We start from the raw sequence: 15,786 nt of genomic DNA, 5'->3' as shown, positions 1-15,786 counted from the left end.
CTTGGGGAAATAGGGCCGCAGACGATCCATCTGCTCGTCACTCAGCCAGTACAGGTCGCTCATGCTCAGTCTCCTTACGGAGCCTGAATCAGATCGAGCCTCTCACATCAATGGGTCCTGAGCCTAGTCGCGCCAACTCCGGTCAATCCGGTCGACGAGGCGGACCATCGCGGCGAAATCGGGGACGCCGGGGCCTCCGGGTATCTGCACTTTCGACAGGTCGCGCTGGTGGACGGCGACGACCTCCGCCGGCACCTCGATCGGCGTGCCCATCGATGCGGTGGCCAGCTGGATCTCGCAGGCGCGCTGCAACGCCCAGTGTTTCAGGAACGCTTCCGGCAGGGTCTTGCCCATCGCGACGATGCCGTGGTTCCTGAGGAACATCACCCGCTTGTCACCCAGATGGGCGACAAGCCGCTCGCCTTCCTCGGCGCGCACCGTGATCCCCTCGAAATCATGGTAGGCGATCTGGCCGGCGAAGTTGCAGGCGTAGAAATTGGTCGGCCGCAGCCCGCCTTCGACCGCGCTCACCGCCATGCCGGCGGTGGTGTGGGTGTGCATGATGCAATGCGCGTCGGGCAGGTGGCGGTGGAACACGCTGTGCTGGGTGAAGCCGGCCAGGTTCACCGGATGCGGGTTGTCGTCCAGTTTATTGCCGTCGATGTCGATCTTGACCAGGTTGGACGCGGTGACCTCGCTGAAATGCAGGCCGTAGGGGTTGATCAGGAACGCATCCGGTTCGTCGTCCAGCCGCAGGGTGATGTGGTTGTAGATCATCTCGTCCCAGCCGAGCATCGCGAACACGCGGTAGCAGGCGGCAAGCTGCTGCCGCGCCTGGCGTTCGCCGTCGCTGATTTGCGAATTGCGCCTGATCGCGGTTTCCATCGCCTCTCTCCTTGCTCGGCCGTCGCGCGGTGCGCCGCCGGTTTCGTTTCGCTACCCGTATCGCATGGTGGCGCGCGTAGGCGCAATGCGCTTGAAAATCGGCGGCCGCGCTGGTAGGGCGCCAACCTTCTGGGGCGGAAGCGATTCCGCGCCGACCCTTTTCTTTGCGCCCGCGGCCCGCCCGATCAGCCGGCAGGGCGTTGGAAACTGATTGGAGATCGACAGGTTTATGCAGATCATCGTTCGCGACAATAATGTCGACCAGGCCCTGCGCGCGCTGAAGAAGAAGCTGCAGCGCGAGGGCGTGTATCGCGAGATGAAGCTGCGCCGTCACTACGAGAAGCCGTCGGAGAAGCGGGCGCGTGAGCGCGCCGCCGCCATCCGCCGCGCCCGCAAGCTGGAGCGTAAGCGCGCCGAGCGCGACGGCGCCCGGTAAGGCCGCCGCCATGTCGAACACCGCCGTTCCGCTGCAGCCGGTGCAGAAGGGCACGCTGACCCGCCTGTGCATCGGCCTGGCGCTGGTCGCTGCCGCTGGTGCCGCCATCGCCTGGTCGGGGACCGGCGCGGTCGTCGCCCAGGCCGGCTCCAACGCCGATTTCCTGGTCTGGAACAAGAAGCAGTCCGGCGTGGTCGAAACCGAAAGCGGCCTGCAGTATCAGGTCGTCAAGGCGGGGGAGGGCGACAGCCCGACCGATGCCGATGTCGCGCTGATCAACTATGTCGGCACGCTGCGCGACGGCAAGCAGTTCGACAAGGGGGAGCGTACCCCCTTCCCGGTGACCGGCGTCGTCCCCGGCTTCACCGAAGCGCTGAAGCTGATGCAGAAGGGCGGCAAGTACCGCATCTGGCTGAAGCCGGAGCTGGCCTATGGCGACAAGGTGCCGCCGGGCGGGCCGATTCCGCCGGACGCGCTGCTGACCTTTGATGTCGAGCTGATCGACTTCATCCCGATGGCGGTGCTCCAGCAAATGCAGATGCAGCAGCAGATGCAGATGCCCGGTGGTCCGGGCGGGCCCGGCGGCCACTAAGCCTTCCGGCGCCGGTGAGGGCCTGAGCGCATGAGCAAGGACGAAGCGCGGGAAAAACGGCTGGCGGAGGCGCTGCGCGCCAACCTGCGCCGCCGCAAGGCCCAGTCCCGCGCCGAACCCGAACCCGCCGCGCCGCCGCCTGCCTCTCCAGATCGCTAGACGGGCTTCCGCGCAAGCAGGAGCCCGGAATGCCAGCGCCGTGCTCCTGCGCCATTCGCGCCTGCCCGTGCAGGAGCACCGATCCCCGTCATTGCGAGCGCGGCGAAGCAATCCACCCGCTACGCATCCGCCTTACAGCGGCGCGCAGGCGGCCTCCAGCCAGGCGCGGTCGGCACCGTCGAGCTGCGGCCCGACGATCTCCATCACCTGGGCGTGATAGGCGTCCATCCACGCCCGCTCCGCCGGGCTGAGCATGGCCACGGCGATCAGCGCGCGGTCGATCGGCGCGAAGGTCAGCGTTTCGAAACCCAGCATCGGCTGGTCGCCGCCCGGGGTGGGCTTGTCGATCACCTGCACCAGGTTTTCGATGCGGATGCCGTATTCGCCTGCCTTGTAATAGCCCGGCTCGTTGGACAGCAGCATGCCGGCGCACAGCGGCTCGGCCGGGCCGCCGCCGGGGTAGCTCGGCGCGGCGATCCGCTGCGGCCCCTCGTGCACCGCCAGATAGGCGCCGACGCCGTGGCCGGTGCCGTGGGCATAGTCTAGGCCCGCCGCCCACAGATATTGCCGCGCCAGTATGTCAAGCTGCCCGCCGGTGGTGCCGGCCGGGAAGGTGGCGGTGGCCAGCGCGATATGGCCTTTCAGCACGCGGGTGAAACGGTCGCGCATTTCCTCGGTCGGCGTGCCGACGATGACGGTGCGGGTCACGTCGGTGGTGCCGTCCAGATACTGGCCGCCCGAATCGACCAGGAAGATGCGATCCATTTCCAGCGGCAGGTTCGACGCTTCGGTCGAATGGTAATGCGGGATCGCGGCATGCGGCCCGGCGGCGGAGATCGTCGCGAAGGAATGGTCGAGCAGCACGCCGGTCGCCTCGCGGAATTCCGCCAGCTTGGCGAGCACGCTCAACTCGGTCAGGCCGCCCTTCGGCGCCTCGACCGACAACCAGTGGAGGAAACGGCTGAGCGCGGCGCCGTCGCGCGCCTGCGCCGCCTTGTGCCCGGCGGTTTCGGCCGGGTTCTTCATCGCCTTGGCGAGCACGGTCGGGTCGCGGGTGGCGATCACCTCCGCCCCGCCGGCGTCGAGCCGGTCGAAGATCGCGGCGACGGCGAAGCCTGGGTCGACGACGACTCGCTTGCCGCCGAACCCGCCGAGCGCGGCAGGGAAGGAGGCGCGGTCGTAGACGCGCACCGCGTTGCCGAGATGCTGGGCGACGGCGTCGCTCATCTTTTCCGGCGCGACGAACAGGTCGGCGGTCGCGTCGGCGTTGACCACCGCATAGGCGAGGGCGACCGGGGTGTGAGTGACGTCGCGGCCGCGCACGTTCAGCGTCCAGGCGATCGAGTCGAGTGCCGACAGCACCACCGCGTCGGCCCCGCGGGCATGCAGCCAGTCGGCGATGTCCTGCCGCTTGGCGGCGGAGGAGCGGCCGGCAAGCGCGTCGGCATAAGGTTCCAGCCGCGCCGTCGACGGCGCCGGCCGGTCGGGCCACACCGCGTCGACCGGGTTGGTGTCGACCGCGACCAGCGTCGCGTCCTTCGCCGCCAGCGCCTTGGTCGCCTGCTCCACCCAGGCACGGGTGTGCAGCCAAGGATCGTAGCCGATCCGCGCGCCCTGCGCCGCGTGGGCGCCCAGCCATTCGGCGACGCTGGTCTGCGGTACCGAGGCGAATTGCCACAGCCCGCCGTCGACCTGCTCGCGCGCCTGCAGCGTGTAGCGGCCGTCGACGAAGATCGCCGCTTCCTCGGGCAGCACCACCGCCGACCCGGCGGAGCCCTGGAAGCCGGTCAGCCACGCCAGCCGCTGGGCATAGCTGCCGACATATTCGCTCATATGCTCGTCGGTCAGCGGCACGACGAACCCGTCGAGCCGGTCACGCTTCAATTGGTCGCGCAGTGCCCGCAGGCGCGCTTCGTGGGTGGACATCGCCAAAGCCTCATTCCAGATGATGCCCATGCATAATCCCGTCTTTTCCAGAAAGCCAAGATGACCCTTCCGCTTCCCCCTGTCGCCGACCGCCGGCCGCACCGCGCCACCACCCACGGCGTCACCCGCGAAGACCCGTGGCACTGGCTGCGCGACCCCGCCTATCCGGAGGTGAACGACCCCGAAATCCTCGGCTATCTGGAGGCGGAGAACGCCTATTTCGAAGCGGCGATGGCCCCGCACCGGCCGCTGGTCGACACGCTGTTCGCCGAGATGAAGGGCCGGATCAGGGAGGACGACAGCTCGGTCCCGTCGCGCGACGGCGCCTATCTCTACTGGCGCTCGTTCGACATCGGCGCGCAATACCGCAAATGGTGGCGCCGCCCGGTCGCCGGCGGCCCGGACGAGTTGCTGATCGACGAACCGGCACTGGCGGAGGGCAAGGAGTATTTCCGCCTCGGCGCGACCGATATCAGCCCGGACGACCGGCTGCTCGCCTATGCGGTGGACGACGACGGGTCGGAACGCTTCACCGTCCGCATCCGCGACCTTTCAACCGGCGAATTGCTGCCGGACGTGATCCCCGAAACCCTGGGCGCGGTGGTCTGGGCCGGGGACGGGCGGCACCTGCTCTACGGCCGGGTCAACGCCCAGTGGCGGGTCGACCGGATCATGCTGCACGCGCTCGGCACCCCGGTTTCCGATGATGTCGAATTGTACCGCGAGGCGGATGACGGTTTCCAGGTCGGCGTCGGCACCACCCAGTCGCGCGCGCTGATCCTGCTCGCCACCGGCGACAATGTGACCAGCGAGGTGCGGGTGCTGCCGTTCGCTGACCCGACCGCGACGCCGCTGCTGGTCGCGCCGCGCCGGGCTGGCCGGGAATATGAGGTGGAGGAGCATGCCGGCACGCTGTTCATCCGCACCAACGATACCCATCCCAATTTCCGGCTGGTGACCGCGCCGCTGTCGGCGCCCGGCGACTGGCGGGAGGTGATCGCCCCGTCGGACGGCTTCTACCTGACCGATATGACCTGCTTCGCCGATTTCTACGTGACCGAAGGCCGCGACGCCGGCCTCGATCAGGTCGAGCTGCGCGACTACCGGACCCATGCGGCCCGCCGCGTCGCTTTCCCGGAGGAAAGCTATGTCGCCGGGCTGGACGAGAATCCGGAATACCGGACGCAGACGCTGCGCCTGTCCTACGAATCGATGGTCACCCCCGACACCGTGGTCGATTATGACCCGGCAACCGCGGCGATGACGGTGCTGAAGGTGCAGGAGATCCCGTCCGGCTACGACAAGGCCGGCTACCGGACGGAAAGGCTGACCATCGCCGCGCGCGACGGCACCGGCATCCCGGTGTCGATCGTCTATCCCCGGGGCTTCGCGAAGGACGGCACCGGCGCGCTCTACCTCTACGCCTATGGCGCCTATGGCCACGCCGTCGCGCCCGGCTTCTCCACCGCGCGGCTGTCGCTGCTCGACCGGGGCATGGCCTATGCGATCGCCCATATCCGTGGTGGCGATGACCTGGGTTACCAGTGGTATCTCGACGGCAAGCTGGAACGGCGGACCAACAGCTTCAACGATTTCGTGGACGTGACGAAGGGGCTGATCGCGCTCGGCTATGCGGCGCAGGGGCGGGTGGCGGCGGCCGGGCGCTCGGCCGGCGGCGAGCTGATGGGCGCGGTCGTCAACCAGGCGCCGGAGCTTTACGGCCCTGTCATCGCCGACGTGCCGTTCGTCGACGTCGTCAACACGATGCTCGACGAAACCCTGCCGCTGACGCCGGGCGAATGGCCGGAATGGGGCAACCCGATCACCGACGAAGCGGCGTTCCGGCTGATGCTCGGTTACAGCCCCTATGACAATGTGACAGCGCAAGCCTATCCGCCGATGCTGATTTCCGGCGGCCTGAACGATCCGCGCGTGACCTATTGGGAACCGGCGAAATGGGCGGCGAAGCTGCGCGCGACCAAGACCGACGCCAATATCCTGCTGCTCAAGACCAACATGGGCGCCGGCCACGGCGGCAAGTCCGGCCGCTTCGAATCGCTGCGCGAGGAGGCGGAGGAACAGGCCTTCATCCTCTGGCAGCTCGGCCTGGCCTGAGGCAGCCTGCAAAGCCCTTCCCCTTCAGGGGAGGGGTTGGGGTGGGGGACCTCCCCATCGCCTCCCCCGTCATTGCGAGCCCGAAGGGCGCGGCAATCCGCTTTCCGTCGTGCCGGATGCGTCGCTGCGCTCGCGATGGCAGCGGCTGTGCTCAGGCCAGCGCGGCGATGACCGCGCGTTGCGCCTCGGGGGTGTAGACCATCTCGATATGGCCGCAGCCGACCTCGACCGCGCGGTCGCGTTCGCCGGCCTTGCCGCGGGCGCTGGCGGCGGCGACGACGCCGTCGCGGCGGGACCAGATCGCGGTGGTCGCGACCGGCGGCTTCTCGTCAAGCGCGCAGGGCAGCGGCGGCGCGTCGACCTTGTGACGGGCGATCAGCTCGTACAGCCGCCAGGCGTTGTTGGCGCGGATGTCACCGGAAAACGGGCTGCCCAGCGTCACCACCTGCGCCACCCGCTCCGGCGCCTGCTTGGCATATTCGCGCGCGATCAGCCCGCCCAGGCTCCAGCCGACCAGCGCCACCGGTTCGCCGTGCCGTTCCGACAGCCGGCCGACCAGCGCGTCGATGCGCGGCAGCGTATCGGCGCGCAGCCCGAAATTGCGCCCCTGGCCCCAGCCATAGGCGGCGAAGCCGGCCTGGCGCAGCGCCAGGCGCAGCGGCCGGGTCGACAGGTCGCTGGCCAGGAAGCCGGGCAGGACCAGCACCGGCCGGCCGCCGCCAACGGCGTCCGGGTGCCAGCGCGGCGCCGCCGTCCGTCGCCAGTCTACGATGCGGCCGATCTCGCGCAGCAGCAGGCTGAACGGGGGCGGTGCCGATTCGGCGGGGGGACGGGCAGACGCCATCCCCCCACCTTATGGCATTTCAGTGACAGCGCCAATCGTGCCGCCGCCACCCTGCCCCGGTTTAGCGGCGCGGCGGGGTGCGCCCGTCCGCCTGCGGCGTGCGGATGCGCGGCCGGTGCCGCCCCCAGAATGCCTCGTCGCCCCATAATGCGCGGGCGGCGCTTTGCAGCGACAGCGAATAGCTGTCGAGCCGGCCGTCATCGGCCGTCGTCGAAAAATGGGTCATGTCCTGTCTCCGTATCGCCGGCGCGCGGGGCCGGCGCTGTTCGTCCGTGCGGCTGGTCAGCAGCCGCACCGACATCGCCGGGCGCGGTGGACGGGGACGGGGTAGGGCAGGGATGCGGACATAAGGCGTTCCTTTCCCGGAACGCGCCCGCCGCTGCCACGGCGGGGCGCGCGCTTTAGCCGTTGGTGACGCGGGGCAAGCTGGACGATCAAAAGCCGCGGGTTCGGAAGCAGTCGGCCGAACCAACCGACGCTTCTTGTCTACGCATAAAGTAGACTATGCGCGACGCGCAAAATCTTTGGCGTCGCCAAGCCCGGCTTTGGGCGGCGGGGCGGTGCCGCCTACAGCCGCAGCCCGCTGGTTTCCGGCAGCCCGGCCATCAGGTTCAGATTCTGCACGGCGGCCCCGGCGGCGCCCTTGCCGAGATTGTCGATCGCCGCGATCAGCCGGGCCTGCCCGGTCGCCGCGTCGGCAAAGACGTGGAGCGCAATGCGGTCGGTGCCCGCCACTTCCTCGATCATCAGCGCCGATCCGTCGTTTTCCGGCGCGACGCTGATCAGCGGCGATCCGGCATGTGCCTCGGCCAGCGCCGCGCGCAGATCGGCCGGGGCGGCGCGCAGCGCCGGTGCCGGCACCGGCACGTCGACCAGCATGCCGCGATAGGTGCGCGCCACCGCCGGCGCGAACAGCGGCGGGTGGGTCAGCCGGGCATGGGTCTGCATTTCCGGCACATGCTTGTGGGTCGCGCCCAGGCTGTAGAGGCGGAAGGCGGTGGCGCTGGCATCCGGCGCGTCGGTGTCCTCGAACGCGGCGATCATCGCCTTGCCGCCGCCGGAATAGCCGGACGCGGCGTTGACCGTCCACGGCCAGTCGGCGGCGAGCAGGCCACCGTCGACCAGCGGGGCCATCAGCGCGAGGAAGGCGGTGGGGTAGCAGCCGGGGTTGGAGACCCGGGCCGAACCGGCGATCCGCTCGCGCTGGCCCGGCCGCAATTCGGGAAAGCCATAGTCCCAGCCGGCGGCGGTGCGGTGGGCGGTCGACGCGTCGATCACCCGCGTCGCGCCGTCGCCGATCAGCGCCACCGCCTCGCGCGCGGCGGCGTCGGGCAGGCAGAGGATGGCGATGTCGGCGGCGGCCAGCGCGTCGGCGCGCGCCGCCGGATCCTTGCGCAGGTCGTCGGGCAGGGTCGATACCGCCAGCTCCGGCCGCCCCGCCAGCCGGTCGAGAATCTCCAGCCCGGTGGTGCCGGCGCTGCCATCGACGAAAATCCTGACGGTCACGTTATTCTCCTGTGGGCGACGATCGGCGTCGCATGGTCCGCGGCAAAGGCGGCGGTAACGGCGGCCAGCGGCTCGGCGACCACCGCCATCGCCGCCCGGCTGGCATGGATGATTCGCGCCTTGTCCGCCATGATCCCGACATGGCCGGGAAAGAAGATCAGGTCGCCGCGCACCGGCGCCGTGCCCGGCGCCAGCAGCGCGCCGGCCGCCTGCTGCTGCATGTCGCTGTCGCGCGGGAGCGTGTGGCCGGCCAGGCCGTGGACCAACTGGACCAGGCCGGAACAGTCGATGCCGTCGCCGCCGCGCCCGCCCCATAGATAGGGCAGACCGATCAGGCTTTCGGCCAGCACCACCGGATCGGCAACCCGCGCGCCGGCCGTCGCCAGATGCGCCGCGACCATGTAGCCGCCGTCCACCGCCAGCCACGGTCCGTCGCCCTCGGCCGCCACCGCAGCGCCCAGGCTCAGCCGGGCGACCGCCGGGGCGCGGAAATCGGGCGCGGCGTGGACCAGCGCCGCCGGGCGGACAACGCGGTGGGTAGGCGTGGCGCCCTCGCCCAGCGCGGCGAGCGGGACATGGCCGACATAATGGTCGTGGACGCAATAGCCCCAGGCCCAGTCGCCACTGATGTCGATGACCGCGAACGCCTCTCCGGCGAGCAGTTCGCTGACCGTCTGCGCCGAGTCCCCGGCCGCGTCGCGCACCGGCACCGCCGGGCGCAGGCAGCGGCGGTGCAGCGCCCGGGCATAGCGCGGGGCGAACAGCGTGCCGGCCAACGCCAGGTCGGCGACGTCGCCGCGCACCGCGTTGACCCGGCGGTCGAGCGTGACCGACCGGCCCCTGAGGGCGAATGTCTCAGCCGGAAGGGCGTTCGCCGCTGCGGCCGCCGGTGCGCCCGCTTGCCCCGATGATGGATCTGAAACCGTCAAGAAAGTCCGCCCCTTCGCGCGTCGGCGCCACGAAGATATTGCGTCGGTCCGCATCGTCGCGCTGGCGTCGCAGATAGCCGAGCGCGCCAAGCCTGTTCAAGGCGCGTGTGATGACCGGTTTCGAGACGTTCAGCGCATGGGCCAGCCCGCGCACGGTGTGCGGCCCCTGCTGCAGGTAGACGACCATCAGCAGCGCCATCTGGCGGTTGGTCAAATCCGGCTCCCCGGACCGGACATAGGTCAGCAGGGCTCGCATCCAGGCCATCAACGCCTTGTCCTGCCCCGGTCCCTGCACTGCTTGTCCTCTCTGCCGTCGCGGTCGACCCGACCCGAATGGATCGTTACGCGCCGGAACGCGCCGCGACGGACTTGGTTTCGCCTCGGTTTCGATTTCGTCGCAGCCGGCGGGGCGCCTGCCGCGCTGGCAGAACGATCAGGCGTCACCGCCGTAGCGGGCGCGCAGCATCGCCCAGGCGGCGCGCAGGCCCAGCGCCTCGCCGCCCTTCGGCCGCCCGGGCCGGGCGGCGGGGCGCCAGGCGAAGGTGTCGAAATGCGCCCAGGCGGCGCCTTCCGGCACGAATTTGCGCAGGAACAGCGCGGCGGTGACCGCGCCGGCCATGCCGCCTTCCGGCGCATTGTCGATGTCGGCGATGTCGGATTTCAGCATCTCGTCATAGCCGTCCCACAGCGGCATCCGCCAAACCGGATCGCCGACCGCCGTTCCCGCCGCCAGCAGATCGGCGGCCAGCGCGTCGTCATTGGCGAACAGCGCCGGCAGGTCGGGGCCAAGGGCAACCCGCGCCGCGCCGGTCAGCGTCGCGAAATCGATGGTCAGCGCCGGCTGTTCCTCGAACGCGCGGGCCAGCGCGTCGCCCAGGATCAGCCGCCCCTCGGCATCGGTATTGCTGACCTCGACCGATGGACCCTTGCGGCTGCGCAGCACGTCGCCGGGGCGGAAGGCATTGCCCGCCACCGCATTCTCGACCGCCGGGATCAGCAGGTGGAGGCGGACCGGCAGATGGCCGGTCGCAACCAGCCGGGCCAGCGCCAGCGCGTGCGCTGCCCCGCCCATATCCTTCTTCATCAGCCGCATCCCCGCCGCCGACTTGATGTCCAGCCCGCCGGAATCGAAGCACACGCCCTTGCCCACGATGGCGATGCGCGGATGGGCGGGGTTGCCCCATTCCAGCGACAGCAGGCGCGGCTCGCGGCCCTTGCCGGCAGCGCGGCCGACGGCGTGGATCATCGGATAGGCACTGGCAAGATCGGCGCCGCTGACGACGCTGACCTGCCCGCCCGCCGCCTCGGCCAGCGCGCGCACCGCCGCCTCGATCGCCGCCGGGCCCATGTCCTCCGGCGCGGTGTTGACCATGTCGCGGACCAGCGCGACGGATTCGGCGATCCGCACCGTCTCGGCGATGTGCGCGGCGTCGGTGGTCAGAAGCACGCGCGCGCCCTCGGCGGCGTCGGCGGCGCGGTAGCGGGTGAAGCGGTGCTGGGCGAGCAGCCAGCCGAGCGCCGCCGCCCCCGGCGCCGCGTCGGCCAGCCGGTAGCGCCCTTCCGGCAGGCCGGCGGCGGCATCGGCCAGGCACCAGGGGGTCAGCGCCGCCGCTTTTGCCACGCCGACGGCGACCGACCAGGCGTCCGCCTCGTCGCCGGGCAGGATCGCGCGTTCGCCCGGCTTGGCGGCAAAGCCCTGCGCGGCGGCGGCGGCGCGGGCGCGCGGCGGCTGCGCCTTCAGCCAGGCGTCATGGCCGGCGGCGTCGACGATGTGTACGGCGCGGGCCGCCTCGCCCTTGTCGGGCTGGAGCAGGGCGGCGAATTCGGTCATGCGGCGACCGGCACGCCGAACAGGTCGTGCTCGTCCGAATCCTCGACGAGGACGGACAGGATATCGCCCGGTTTTGCATCGGGGGCGTCGCGCAGGTGGACGGCGCCGTCGATCTCCGGCGCGTCGGCCTTGGACCGGCCGGAGGCGCCGCCTTCGCCGTCGGCCTCGTCGATGATGACGGCGATCGTCCGGCCGACCTTGGCGGCCAGCTTGGCGGTCGAGATCGCGGCGCAGCGCGCCATCAGCCGTTGGTAACGCTCCTCCTTCACCGCCTCCGGCACCGGGTCGGGCAGGGCGTTGGCGGCTGCGCCTTCCACCGGTTCGAAACGGAAGGCGCCGACCCGGTCGAGCTGCGCCTCGTCCAGCCAGTCGAGCAGATACTGGAAATCTTCCTCGGTCTCGCCGGGGAAGCCGACGACGAAGCTGGAGCGGATGGCGATGTCCGGCGCGATCGCCCGCCAGCCGCGCAGCCGCTCAAGCACCTTGGCGTCGTTGGCCGGGCGCTTCATCGCTTTCAGCACCTTGGGGCTGGCGTGCTGGAACGGGATATCGAGATAGGGCAGGACCAGCCCCTCCGCCATCAGCGGCACAACCTGTTCGACATGCGGATAGGGGTAGACATAATGCAGCCGCACCCAGGCGCCCAGCTTGCCCATCTCGCGGGCGAGATCGGTCATGTGGGCGCGGACCGGCGCGCCCTTCCACGCCCATTCGCCGTGGCGCAGGTCGACGCCGTAAGCCGACGTGTCCTGGCTGATCACCAGCAGTTCCTTGGTGCCGGCGGCGACCAGCTTCTCCGCTTCGCGCAGGATCGCGTCGGGCCGGCGGCTGACCAGGTCGCCGCGCAGCGACGGGATGATGCAGAAGGCGCAGCGGTGGTTGCACCCCTCCGAAATCTTCACATAGCTGTAGTGGCGCGGCGTCAGCTTGATCCCGCCTTCCGGCACCAGGTCGAGGAAGGGGGAGGGGACCGGCGGCGCGGCGTCGTGGACGGCGCCGACCACCTCTTCATATTGCTGCGGCCCGGTGACGGCGAGCACGGCGGGGAAACGGGCGCGGATCGCCTCTGCCTCCTTGCCCATGCAGCCGGTGACGATGACGCGACCGTTCTCGGCGATCGCCTCGCCGATCGCCTCCAGGCTTTCCTCCTTGGCGCTGTCGAGGAAGCCGCAGGTGTTGACCAGCACCACGTCCGCCCCGGCATAGTCGGGCGACATCTGGTATCCGTCGGCGCGCAGCTTGGTCAGGATGCGTTCGCTGTCGACCAGCGCCTTCGGGCAGCCGAGCGAAACCATGCCGACCTTGGGCGGGGTGGGGAGGGTGGTGGTGGCCATTACCGGCGCCAGATAAGCCTTGTCCCGCCGATTTTCCATCGTCGATTGCAGCAACCGCAACCAGCCCCCAGCGCGTCGGCATTCTTTACACCAGCGTAAGCATATTCTTATGGTTAAGAAATAATTGACGAGAATCCACCGATTTTTGTCCGTGGGTATACTTGGCACGCGCATTGCTTGCCTTGCGATACACGCTTTCGTGTTGGGGTGACTGTGAGGAGTACGTTATGCGGATTGGGGTAGCTTTCCTGGGTGCGGCGCTGATGGCCGGTAGCGGCATCGCGCACGCCGAACTGCCGGCGGGGTTCACCGTCACCATCGAGAACGCCGGCGTCAAGAACGCCAGCGGCGCCTATTTCGGCGGCGACATCAACAATTACGGTGTAGAGACGTTCGATTCGCTGTCGACCGGCATCCACTCCACCTATGTCAGCGATTTCGGCAGCAGCCCGATCACCGGCACCTACACCAACCTGAACGTGCACACGCCGGACCAGTATGGCGGCGCCGGCGGCGACAACAATTATGCGGTTGCCGGCATCAGCCAGACCGGCAGCTACGCGATCGACTTCAGCACCGAGAATGGCGAGAGCCTGACCTATTTCGGCTACTGGCTGTCGGCGCTCGACGGCGGCAACATCCTTGAATTCTACAAGAGCGACGGCGCCGGCGGTTACAACCTGCTTGGTACCTTTTCGCCGACCGACGTTATCGCCAAGGTGGGCAACAACGCCGGCGGCACCAATCCCTATTACGGCAACCCGGATGGGGCGTTTGAGGGCCAGAACAAGGCCGAGCCCTATGCGTTCGTGAACTTCTTCAACGAGTCGACCGGCTTCGACCGGATCGTGTTCAAGCAGACGACGACCGCCGGCTACGAGTCGGACAACCACACCGTCGGCTGGTGGAAGAGCCAGGGCGGCACCCCGGTCGGCGTGCCGGAACCGGCGACCTGGGCGATGCTGATCGCCGGCTTCGGCATGATCGGCGGCGCGATGCGCTCGCGCAACCGGATCCGTGTCAGCCTCGCCTGATCGGCAGGGCCTGATCCGAAATGAGGCCGCCGGTCGCGAGGCCGGCGGCGTTTTTCATGTGTCGGCGGGTCCGTCTCTAGAGTTTTTCCGACTTTGATCGAGGCCTATAAAGCCCCTCCCCTGAAGGGGAGGGGTGTTTCTACCGGAAACGGAAAAACTTTATCCCCGGCTTTTGCCAACGGTGCGCGGTCGCCCGTTGCCGTCGACGATCTCGACGATGATGTCGCCGGGCAGCAACGCCTGTACCTCCGGCTCGCGCGGGCCGTAAACGGCGTTGCCGCGGTAGACGCGCACACCCAGCCCGCTGCCGATCGCGCTCAGCGGCTTGCCGCATTCCGTCGCGTCGACCAGCCGTTCGGCCAGCTGGGCCTTGCCGTCGGTCGACGCGAGGTCGGCGAGATAGTCGGCGATGTGCGGCCCTTCCGCCGATCCGGCGAGCAGCAGCCCGGCAAAGCTGACCGGGTTGATAACGACATTGGCGCCGGCGGCGCGGGCGGGCAGTTCGTTGTCCTCGGCACGGACGACGAGGCTGATCTGCACCTCCGGCGCGACGTGGCGCGCGGTCAGCGCGATCAGAATCGACGTGTCGTCGCGCCCGGCGGAAATGATCAGCGCGCGGGCGCTTTGCAGGCGCACCGCCTCCAGCGTGCGGTCGCGGGTCGCATCGCCCTCCAGCACGTTGCAGCCCATCGCCTCGGCGCGGGCGACCGCGCCGGGGCTCGGGTCGAGCACGACGATGTCGGATGCCGGAATGCCGCGCGCCAGCAGTTCCTCGACCGCCTCCGAGCCGCTGGTGCCGAAACCGGCGATGATGATGTGCCCGCTCAGGCTTTTCTGGATAAGCGCCATACGCCATCTGTCCCAGGTGCGTTTGAAGATGAAGCTATAGGCGGTGCCGATGAACAGCAGCACCACGAATACGCGGATCGGCGTGACGATCAGCGCGTCGAACAGCCGAGCGCGATCGCTGACCGGTACGATGTCGCCATAGCCGGTGGTGGTGATCGAGATCATCGTGAAATAGACGACGTCCAGGAAGCTGACATGCCCGTCGGCGGCGTCCTGCAGCCCGTCGCTGTCGATCCAGTGGACGCCGACCGCGATGCCGACCAGCGCCAGCACGAACAGCACCCGCCAGCCGATCGACACCCAGACCGGGGTGTCCGGCCGCCGCCGCAGGGTGACGTAGCGGCGCAGCCGGCTGTTCATGACCGCGCCGGCAGCAGCTTCAGCGGGTCGACCGGCGCGCGCTTGCTGCGGATTTCGAAATGGACGCGGGCGTCGCCGGCGCCGGCGCGGCCGATGGTCTGGCCGCGCTTCACCGCCTGGCCGCGGGTCACGCTCAGCTCCGCCGCCTGGGCATAGGCGGTGATCCAGCCGTCGCCGTGGCGGATCAGGATCAGCCCGCCATAGGACGGAATGCCGGTGCCGACATAGGCGACGACGCCGTCGGCGGCGGCGCGGATCGCGCTGCCCCCGGCGACCGCCAGATCGATGCCGTTGTTCTTCTCGCCCAGAGCCGATCCGGGGCCGAAACGGCGGACCACGCGGCCGTCGATCGGCCAGTCGAACCGGCCCGAGAAATTGCGCGGCTCGGCCACCGCCGCCGTCGACGGCAATGCCTGCCGCGCATTATCGACCGGCCGGGCCGGCGCCTGGTTCTCGGCGATCGCCGGCTGGCCGCCGGTCAGGATCGAATCGATGTCGATACGGAAGGCGGCGGCGCGCTCCTCCAGGTTCTGGCCCGGCGTGCCCGCCGGTTCGGGGATCAGCAGCCGCCGCCCGGCGCGCAGGATATACGGGTCGGTCAGCCCGTTGGCGGCGACGATCCGGTCCCAGGCGATGCCGTATGCGCGGGCGATGGCGATGCCGCTGTCGCCGGCCGCGATCGGGTGATAGCGGCCGCCGGGGATCCGCAGCCGCTGGCCCGGCTGGATGCGGTTCGGCTCGGTGATGCCGTTGGCGGCGGCGATCGCGTCGATCCCGGCGCCGGTCGTCTGGGCGATCCGGCCGAGCGAATCGCCAGGCCGCACGACATAGCTCGTCGCCGCGACGCGGATGCCGTCCGGCCGCGCCGGCCGCGTGTCCCAGACCGGCGGGCTGTCGGGCAGGCCGGCAAGCTGCGCCTCGATGCGGGGCGGCAGCGGGGTGGATGCGGCGGGCGCCGCCGGGGCGGGAGGAGCGGGGCCGCCGCC

16 protein-coding genes are annotated in these 15,786 nt (G+C 69.7%); 5 read left to right on the top strand and 11 right to left on the bottom strand.

The features are described 5' to 3' along the window. Positions 1 to 123: 123 nt before the first annotated feature. Positions 124 to 885, bottom strand: coding sequence for a class II aldolase/adducin family protein (locus tag E4A53_RS14135; protein ID WP_136163758.1), 762 nt, complete (start codon positions 883 to 885; stop codon positions 124 to 126). A 229-nt stretch (positions 886 to 1,114) separates the two neighbouring features. On the opposite strand from E4A53_RS14135, the gene rpsU reads away from it, so the two are divergent. Genes rpsU through E4A53_RS15035 form a run of 3 tightly spaced genes read left to right on the top strand, consistent with a single transcriptional unit; the run spans position 1,115 to position 2,072 of the window. Further along, entirely contained in the window at positions 1,115 to 1,321 is a 207-nt protein-coding gene (rpsU, locus tag E4A53_RS14130; RefSeq protein WP_055983274.1) for a 30S ribosomal protein S21, read from the top strand. Positions 1,322 to 1,331: 10 nt separating this feature from the next. Then, entirely contained in the window at positions 1,332 to 1,913 is a 582-nt protein-coding gene (locus E4A53_RS14125; RefSeq protein ID WP_136163757.1) for an FKBP-type peptidyl-prolyl cis-trans isomerase, read from the top strand. Positions 1,914 to 1,943: 30 nt separating this feature from the next. Further along, on the top strand, positions 1,944 to 2,072 hold the full coding sequence (locus tag E4A53_RS15035) for a hypothetical protein (protein ID WP_275401812.1): 129 nt from the start codon (positions 1,944 to 1,946) through the stop codon (positions 2,070 to 2,072). Positions 2,073 to 2,204: 132 nt separating this feature from the next. On the opposite strand, the gene E4A53_RS14120 is transcribed toward E4A53_RS15035, so the two are convergent. Next, the gene (locus E4A53_RS14120) at positions 2,205 to 3,998 is read right to left on the bottom strand and encodes an aminopeptidase P family protein (protein ID WP_136163756.1); all 1,794 of its coding nucleotides are present in this window, start codon (positions 3,996 to 3,998) and stop codon (positions 2,205 to 2,207) included. Between the two features lie 60 nt (positions 3,999 to 4,058). Here E4A53_RS14120 and E4A53_RS14115 point away from each other — a divergent pair, with 60 nt between their 5' ends. Further along, positions 4,059 to 6,113, top strand: coding sequence for a S9 family peptidase (locus E4A53_RS14115; RefSeq protein ID WP_136163755.1), 2,055 nt, complete (start codon positions 4,059 to 4,061; stop codon positions 6,111 to 6,113). A 151-nt stretch (positions 6,114 to 6,264) separates the two neighbouring features. Here the strand turns inward: E4A53_RS14115 and E4A53_RS14110 are convergent, their stop codons facing one another. The 7 genes from E4A53_RS14110 to rimO all read right to left on the bottom strand — a co-directional run bounded on the left by E4A53_RS14110 (position 6,265) and on the right by rimO (position 12,557). Further along, entirely contained in the window at positions 6,265 to 6,957 is a 693-nt protein-coding gene (locus E4A53_RS14110) for an alpha/beta fold hydrolase (protein WP_136163754.1), read from the bottom strand. A 61-nt stretch (positions 6,958 to 7,018) separates the two neighbouring features. Beyond that, positions 7,019 to 7,183, bottom strand: a complete 165-nt coding sequence (locus tag E4A53_RS14740; RefSeq protein WP_168694398.1) for a hypothetical protein — start codon at positions 7,181 to 7,183, stop codon at positions 7,019 to 7,021. A gap of 341 nt (positions 7,184 to 7,524) precedes the next feature. Continuing rightward, positions 7,525 to 8,463 (bottom strand): N-acetyl-gamma-glutamyl-phosphate reductase, encoded by a 939-nt coding sequence (gene argC, locus E4A53_RS14105; protein WP_136163753.1) that lies wholly within the window; start codon positions 8,461 to 8,463, stop codon positions 7,525 to 7,527. Beyond that, on the bottom strand, positions 8,460 to 9,266 hold the full coding sequence (locus E4A53_RS14100; protein ID WP_168694397.1) for a C40 family peptidase: 807 nt from the start codon (positions 9,264 to 9,266) through the stop codon (positions 8,460 to 8,462). The genes argC and E4A53_RS14100 overlap by 4 nt, the downstream gene beginning before the upstream one ends. A gap of 52 nt (positions 9,267 to 9,318) precedes the next feature. Then, positions 9,319 to 9,648 (bottom strand): MarR family winged helix-turn-helix transcriptional regulator, encoded by a 330-nt coding sequence (locus E4A53_RS14095; protein ID WP_136163761.1) that lies wholly within the window; start codon positions 9,646 to 9,648, stop codon positions 9,319 to 9,321. Between the two features lie 177 nt (positions 9,649 to 9,825). Next, complete coding sequence (locus E4A53_RS14090; RefSeq protein ID WP_136163751.1) at positions 9,826 to 11,223, bottom strand: leucyl aminopeptidase family protein; 1,398 nt, start codon at positions 11,221 to 11,223, stop codon at positions 9,826 to 9,828. Further along, positions 11,220 to 12,557 (bottom strand): 30S ribosomal protein S12 methylthiotransferase RimO, encoded by a 1,338-nt coding sequence (gene rimO / locus E4A53_RS14085; RefSeq protein WP_136163760.1) that lies wholly within the window; start codon positions 12,555 to 12,557, stop codon positions 11,220 to 11,222. Before rimO ends, E4A53_RS14090 begins: the two co-directional genes overlap by 4 nt. A gap of 227 nt (positions 12,558 to 12,784) precedes the next feature. Here rimO and E4A53_RS14960 point away from each other — a divergent pair, with 227 nt between their 5' ends. Further along, positions 12,785 to 13,591, top strand: a complete 807-nt coding sequence (locus E4A53_RS14960) for an Npun_F0296 family exosortase-dependent surface protein (RefSeq protein WP_239018317.1) — start codon at positions 12,785 to 12,787, stop codon at positions 13,589 to 13,591. A 159-nt stretch (positions 13,592 to 13,750) separates the two neighbouring features. Here E4A53_RS14960 and E4A53_RS14075 read toward each other — a convergent pair whose 3' ends face one another. Beyond that, on the bottom strand, positions 13,751 to 14,800 hold the full coding sequence (locus E4A53_RS14075) for a potassium channel family protein (RefSeq protein WP_136163750.1): 1,050 nt from the start codon (positions 14,798 to 14,800) through the stop codon (positions 13,751 to 13,753). Continuing rightward, a partial coding sequence (locus E4A53_RS14070; protein WP_136163749.1) for a M23 family metallopeptidase occupies positions 14,797 to 15,786 on the bottom strand: 990 nt, incomplete at its 5' end. The genes E4A53_RS14075 and E4A53_RS14070, both read right to left, overlap by 4 nt.

This window comes from Sphingomonas flavalba (assembly GCF_004796535.1).
Taxonomy (GTDB): domain Bacteria; phylum Pseudomonadota; class Alphaproteobacteria; order Sphingomonadales; family Sphingomonadaceae; genus Sphingomonas_L; species Sphingomonas_L flavalba.
This window is presented reverse-complemented; position numbering and strand designations above follow the sequence as displayed.

Coding starts and splice junctions, on each gene's coding strand:
- E4A53_RS14135 (WP_136163758.1), bottom strand. CDS start 885: ATGGAAACCGCGATCAGGCGCAATTCGCAAATCAGCGACGGCGAACGC.
- rpsU (WP_055983274.1), top strand. CDS start 1,115: ATGCAGATCATCGTTCGCGACAATAATGTCGACCAGGCCCTGCGCGCG.
- E4A53_RS14125 (WP_136163757.1), top strand. CDS start 1,332: ATGTCGAACACCGCCGTTCCGCTGCAGCCGGTGCAGAAGGGCACGCTG.
- E4A53_RS15035 (WP_275401812.1), top strand. CDS start 1,944: ATGAGCAAGGACGAAGCGCGGGAAAAACGGCTGGCGGAGGCGCTGCGC.
- E4A53_RS14120 (WP_136163756.1), bottom strand. CDS start 3,998: ATGTCCACCCACGAAGCGCGCCTGCGGGCACTGCGCGACCAATTGAAG.
- E4A53_RS14115 (WP_136163755.1), top strand. CDS start 4,059: ATGACCCTTCCGCTTCCCCCTGTCGCCGACCGCCGGCCGCACCGCGCC.
- E4A53_RS14110 (WP_136163754.1), bottom strand. CDS start 6,957: ATGGCGTCTGCCCGTCCCCCCGCCGAATCGGCACCGCCCCCGTTCAGC.
- E4A53_RS14740 (WP_168694398.1), bottom strand. CDS start 7,183: ATGACCCATTTTTCGACGACGGCCGATGACGGCCGGCTCGACAGCTAT.
- E4A53_RS14095 (WP_136163761.1), bottom strand. CDS start 9,648: ATGCGAGCCCTGCTGACCTATGTCCGGTCCGGGGAGCCGGATTTGACC.
- E4A53_RS14090 (WP_136163751.1), bottom strand. CDS start 11,223: ATGACCGAATTCGCCGCCCTGCTCCAGCCCGACAAGGGCGAGGCGGCC.
- rimO (WP_136163760.1), bottom strand. CDS start 12,557: ATGGCCACCACCACCCTCCCCACCCCGCCCAAGGTCGGCATGGTTTCG.
- E4A53_RS14960 (WP_239018317.1), top strand. CDS start 12,785: ATGCGGATTGGGGTAGCTTTCCTGGGTGCGGCGCTGATGGCCGGTAGC.
- E4A53_RS14075 (WP_136163750.1), bottom strand. CDS start 14,800: ATGAACAGCCGGCTGCGCCGCTACGTCACCCTGCGGCGGCGGCCGGAC.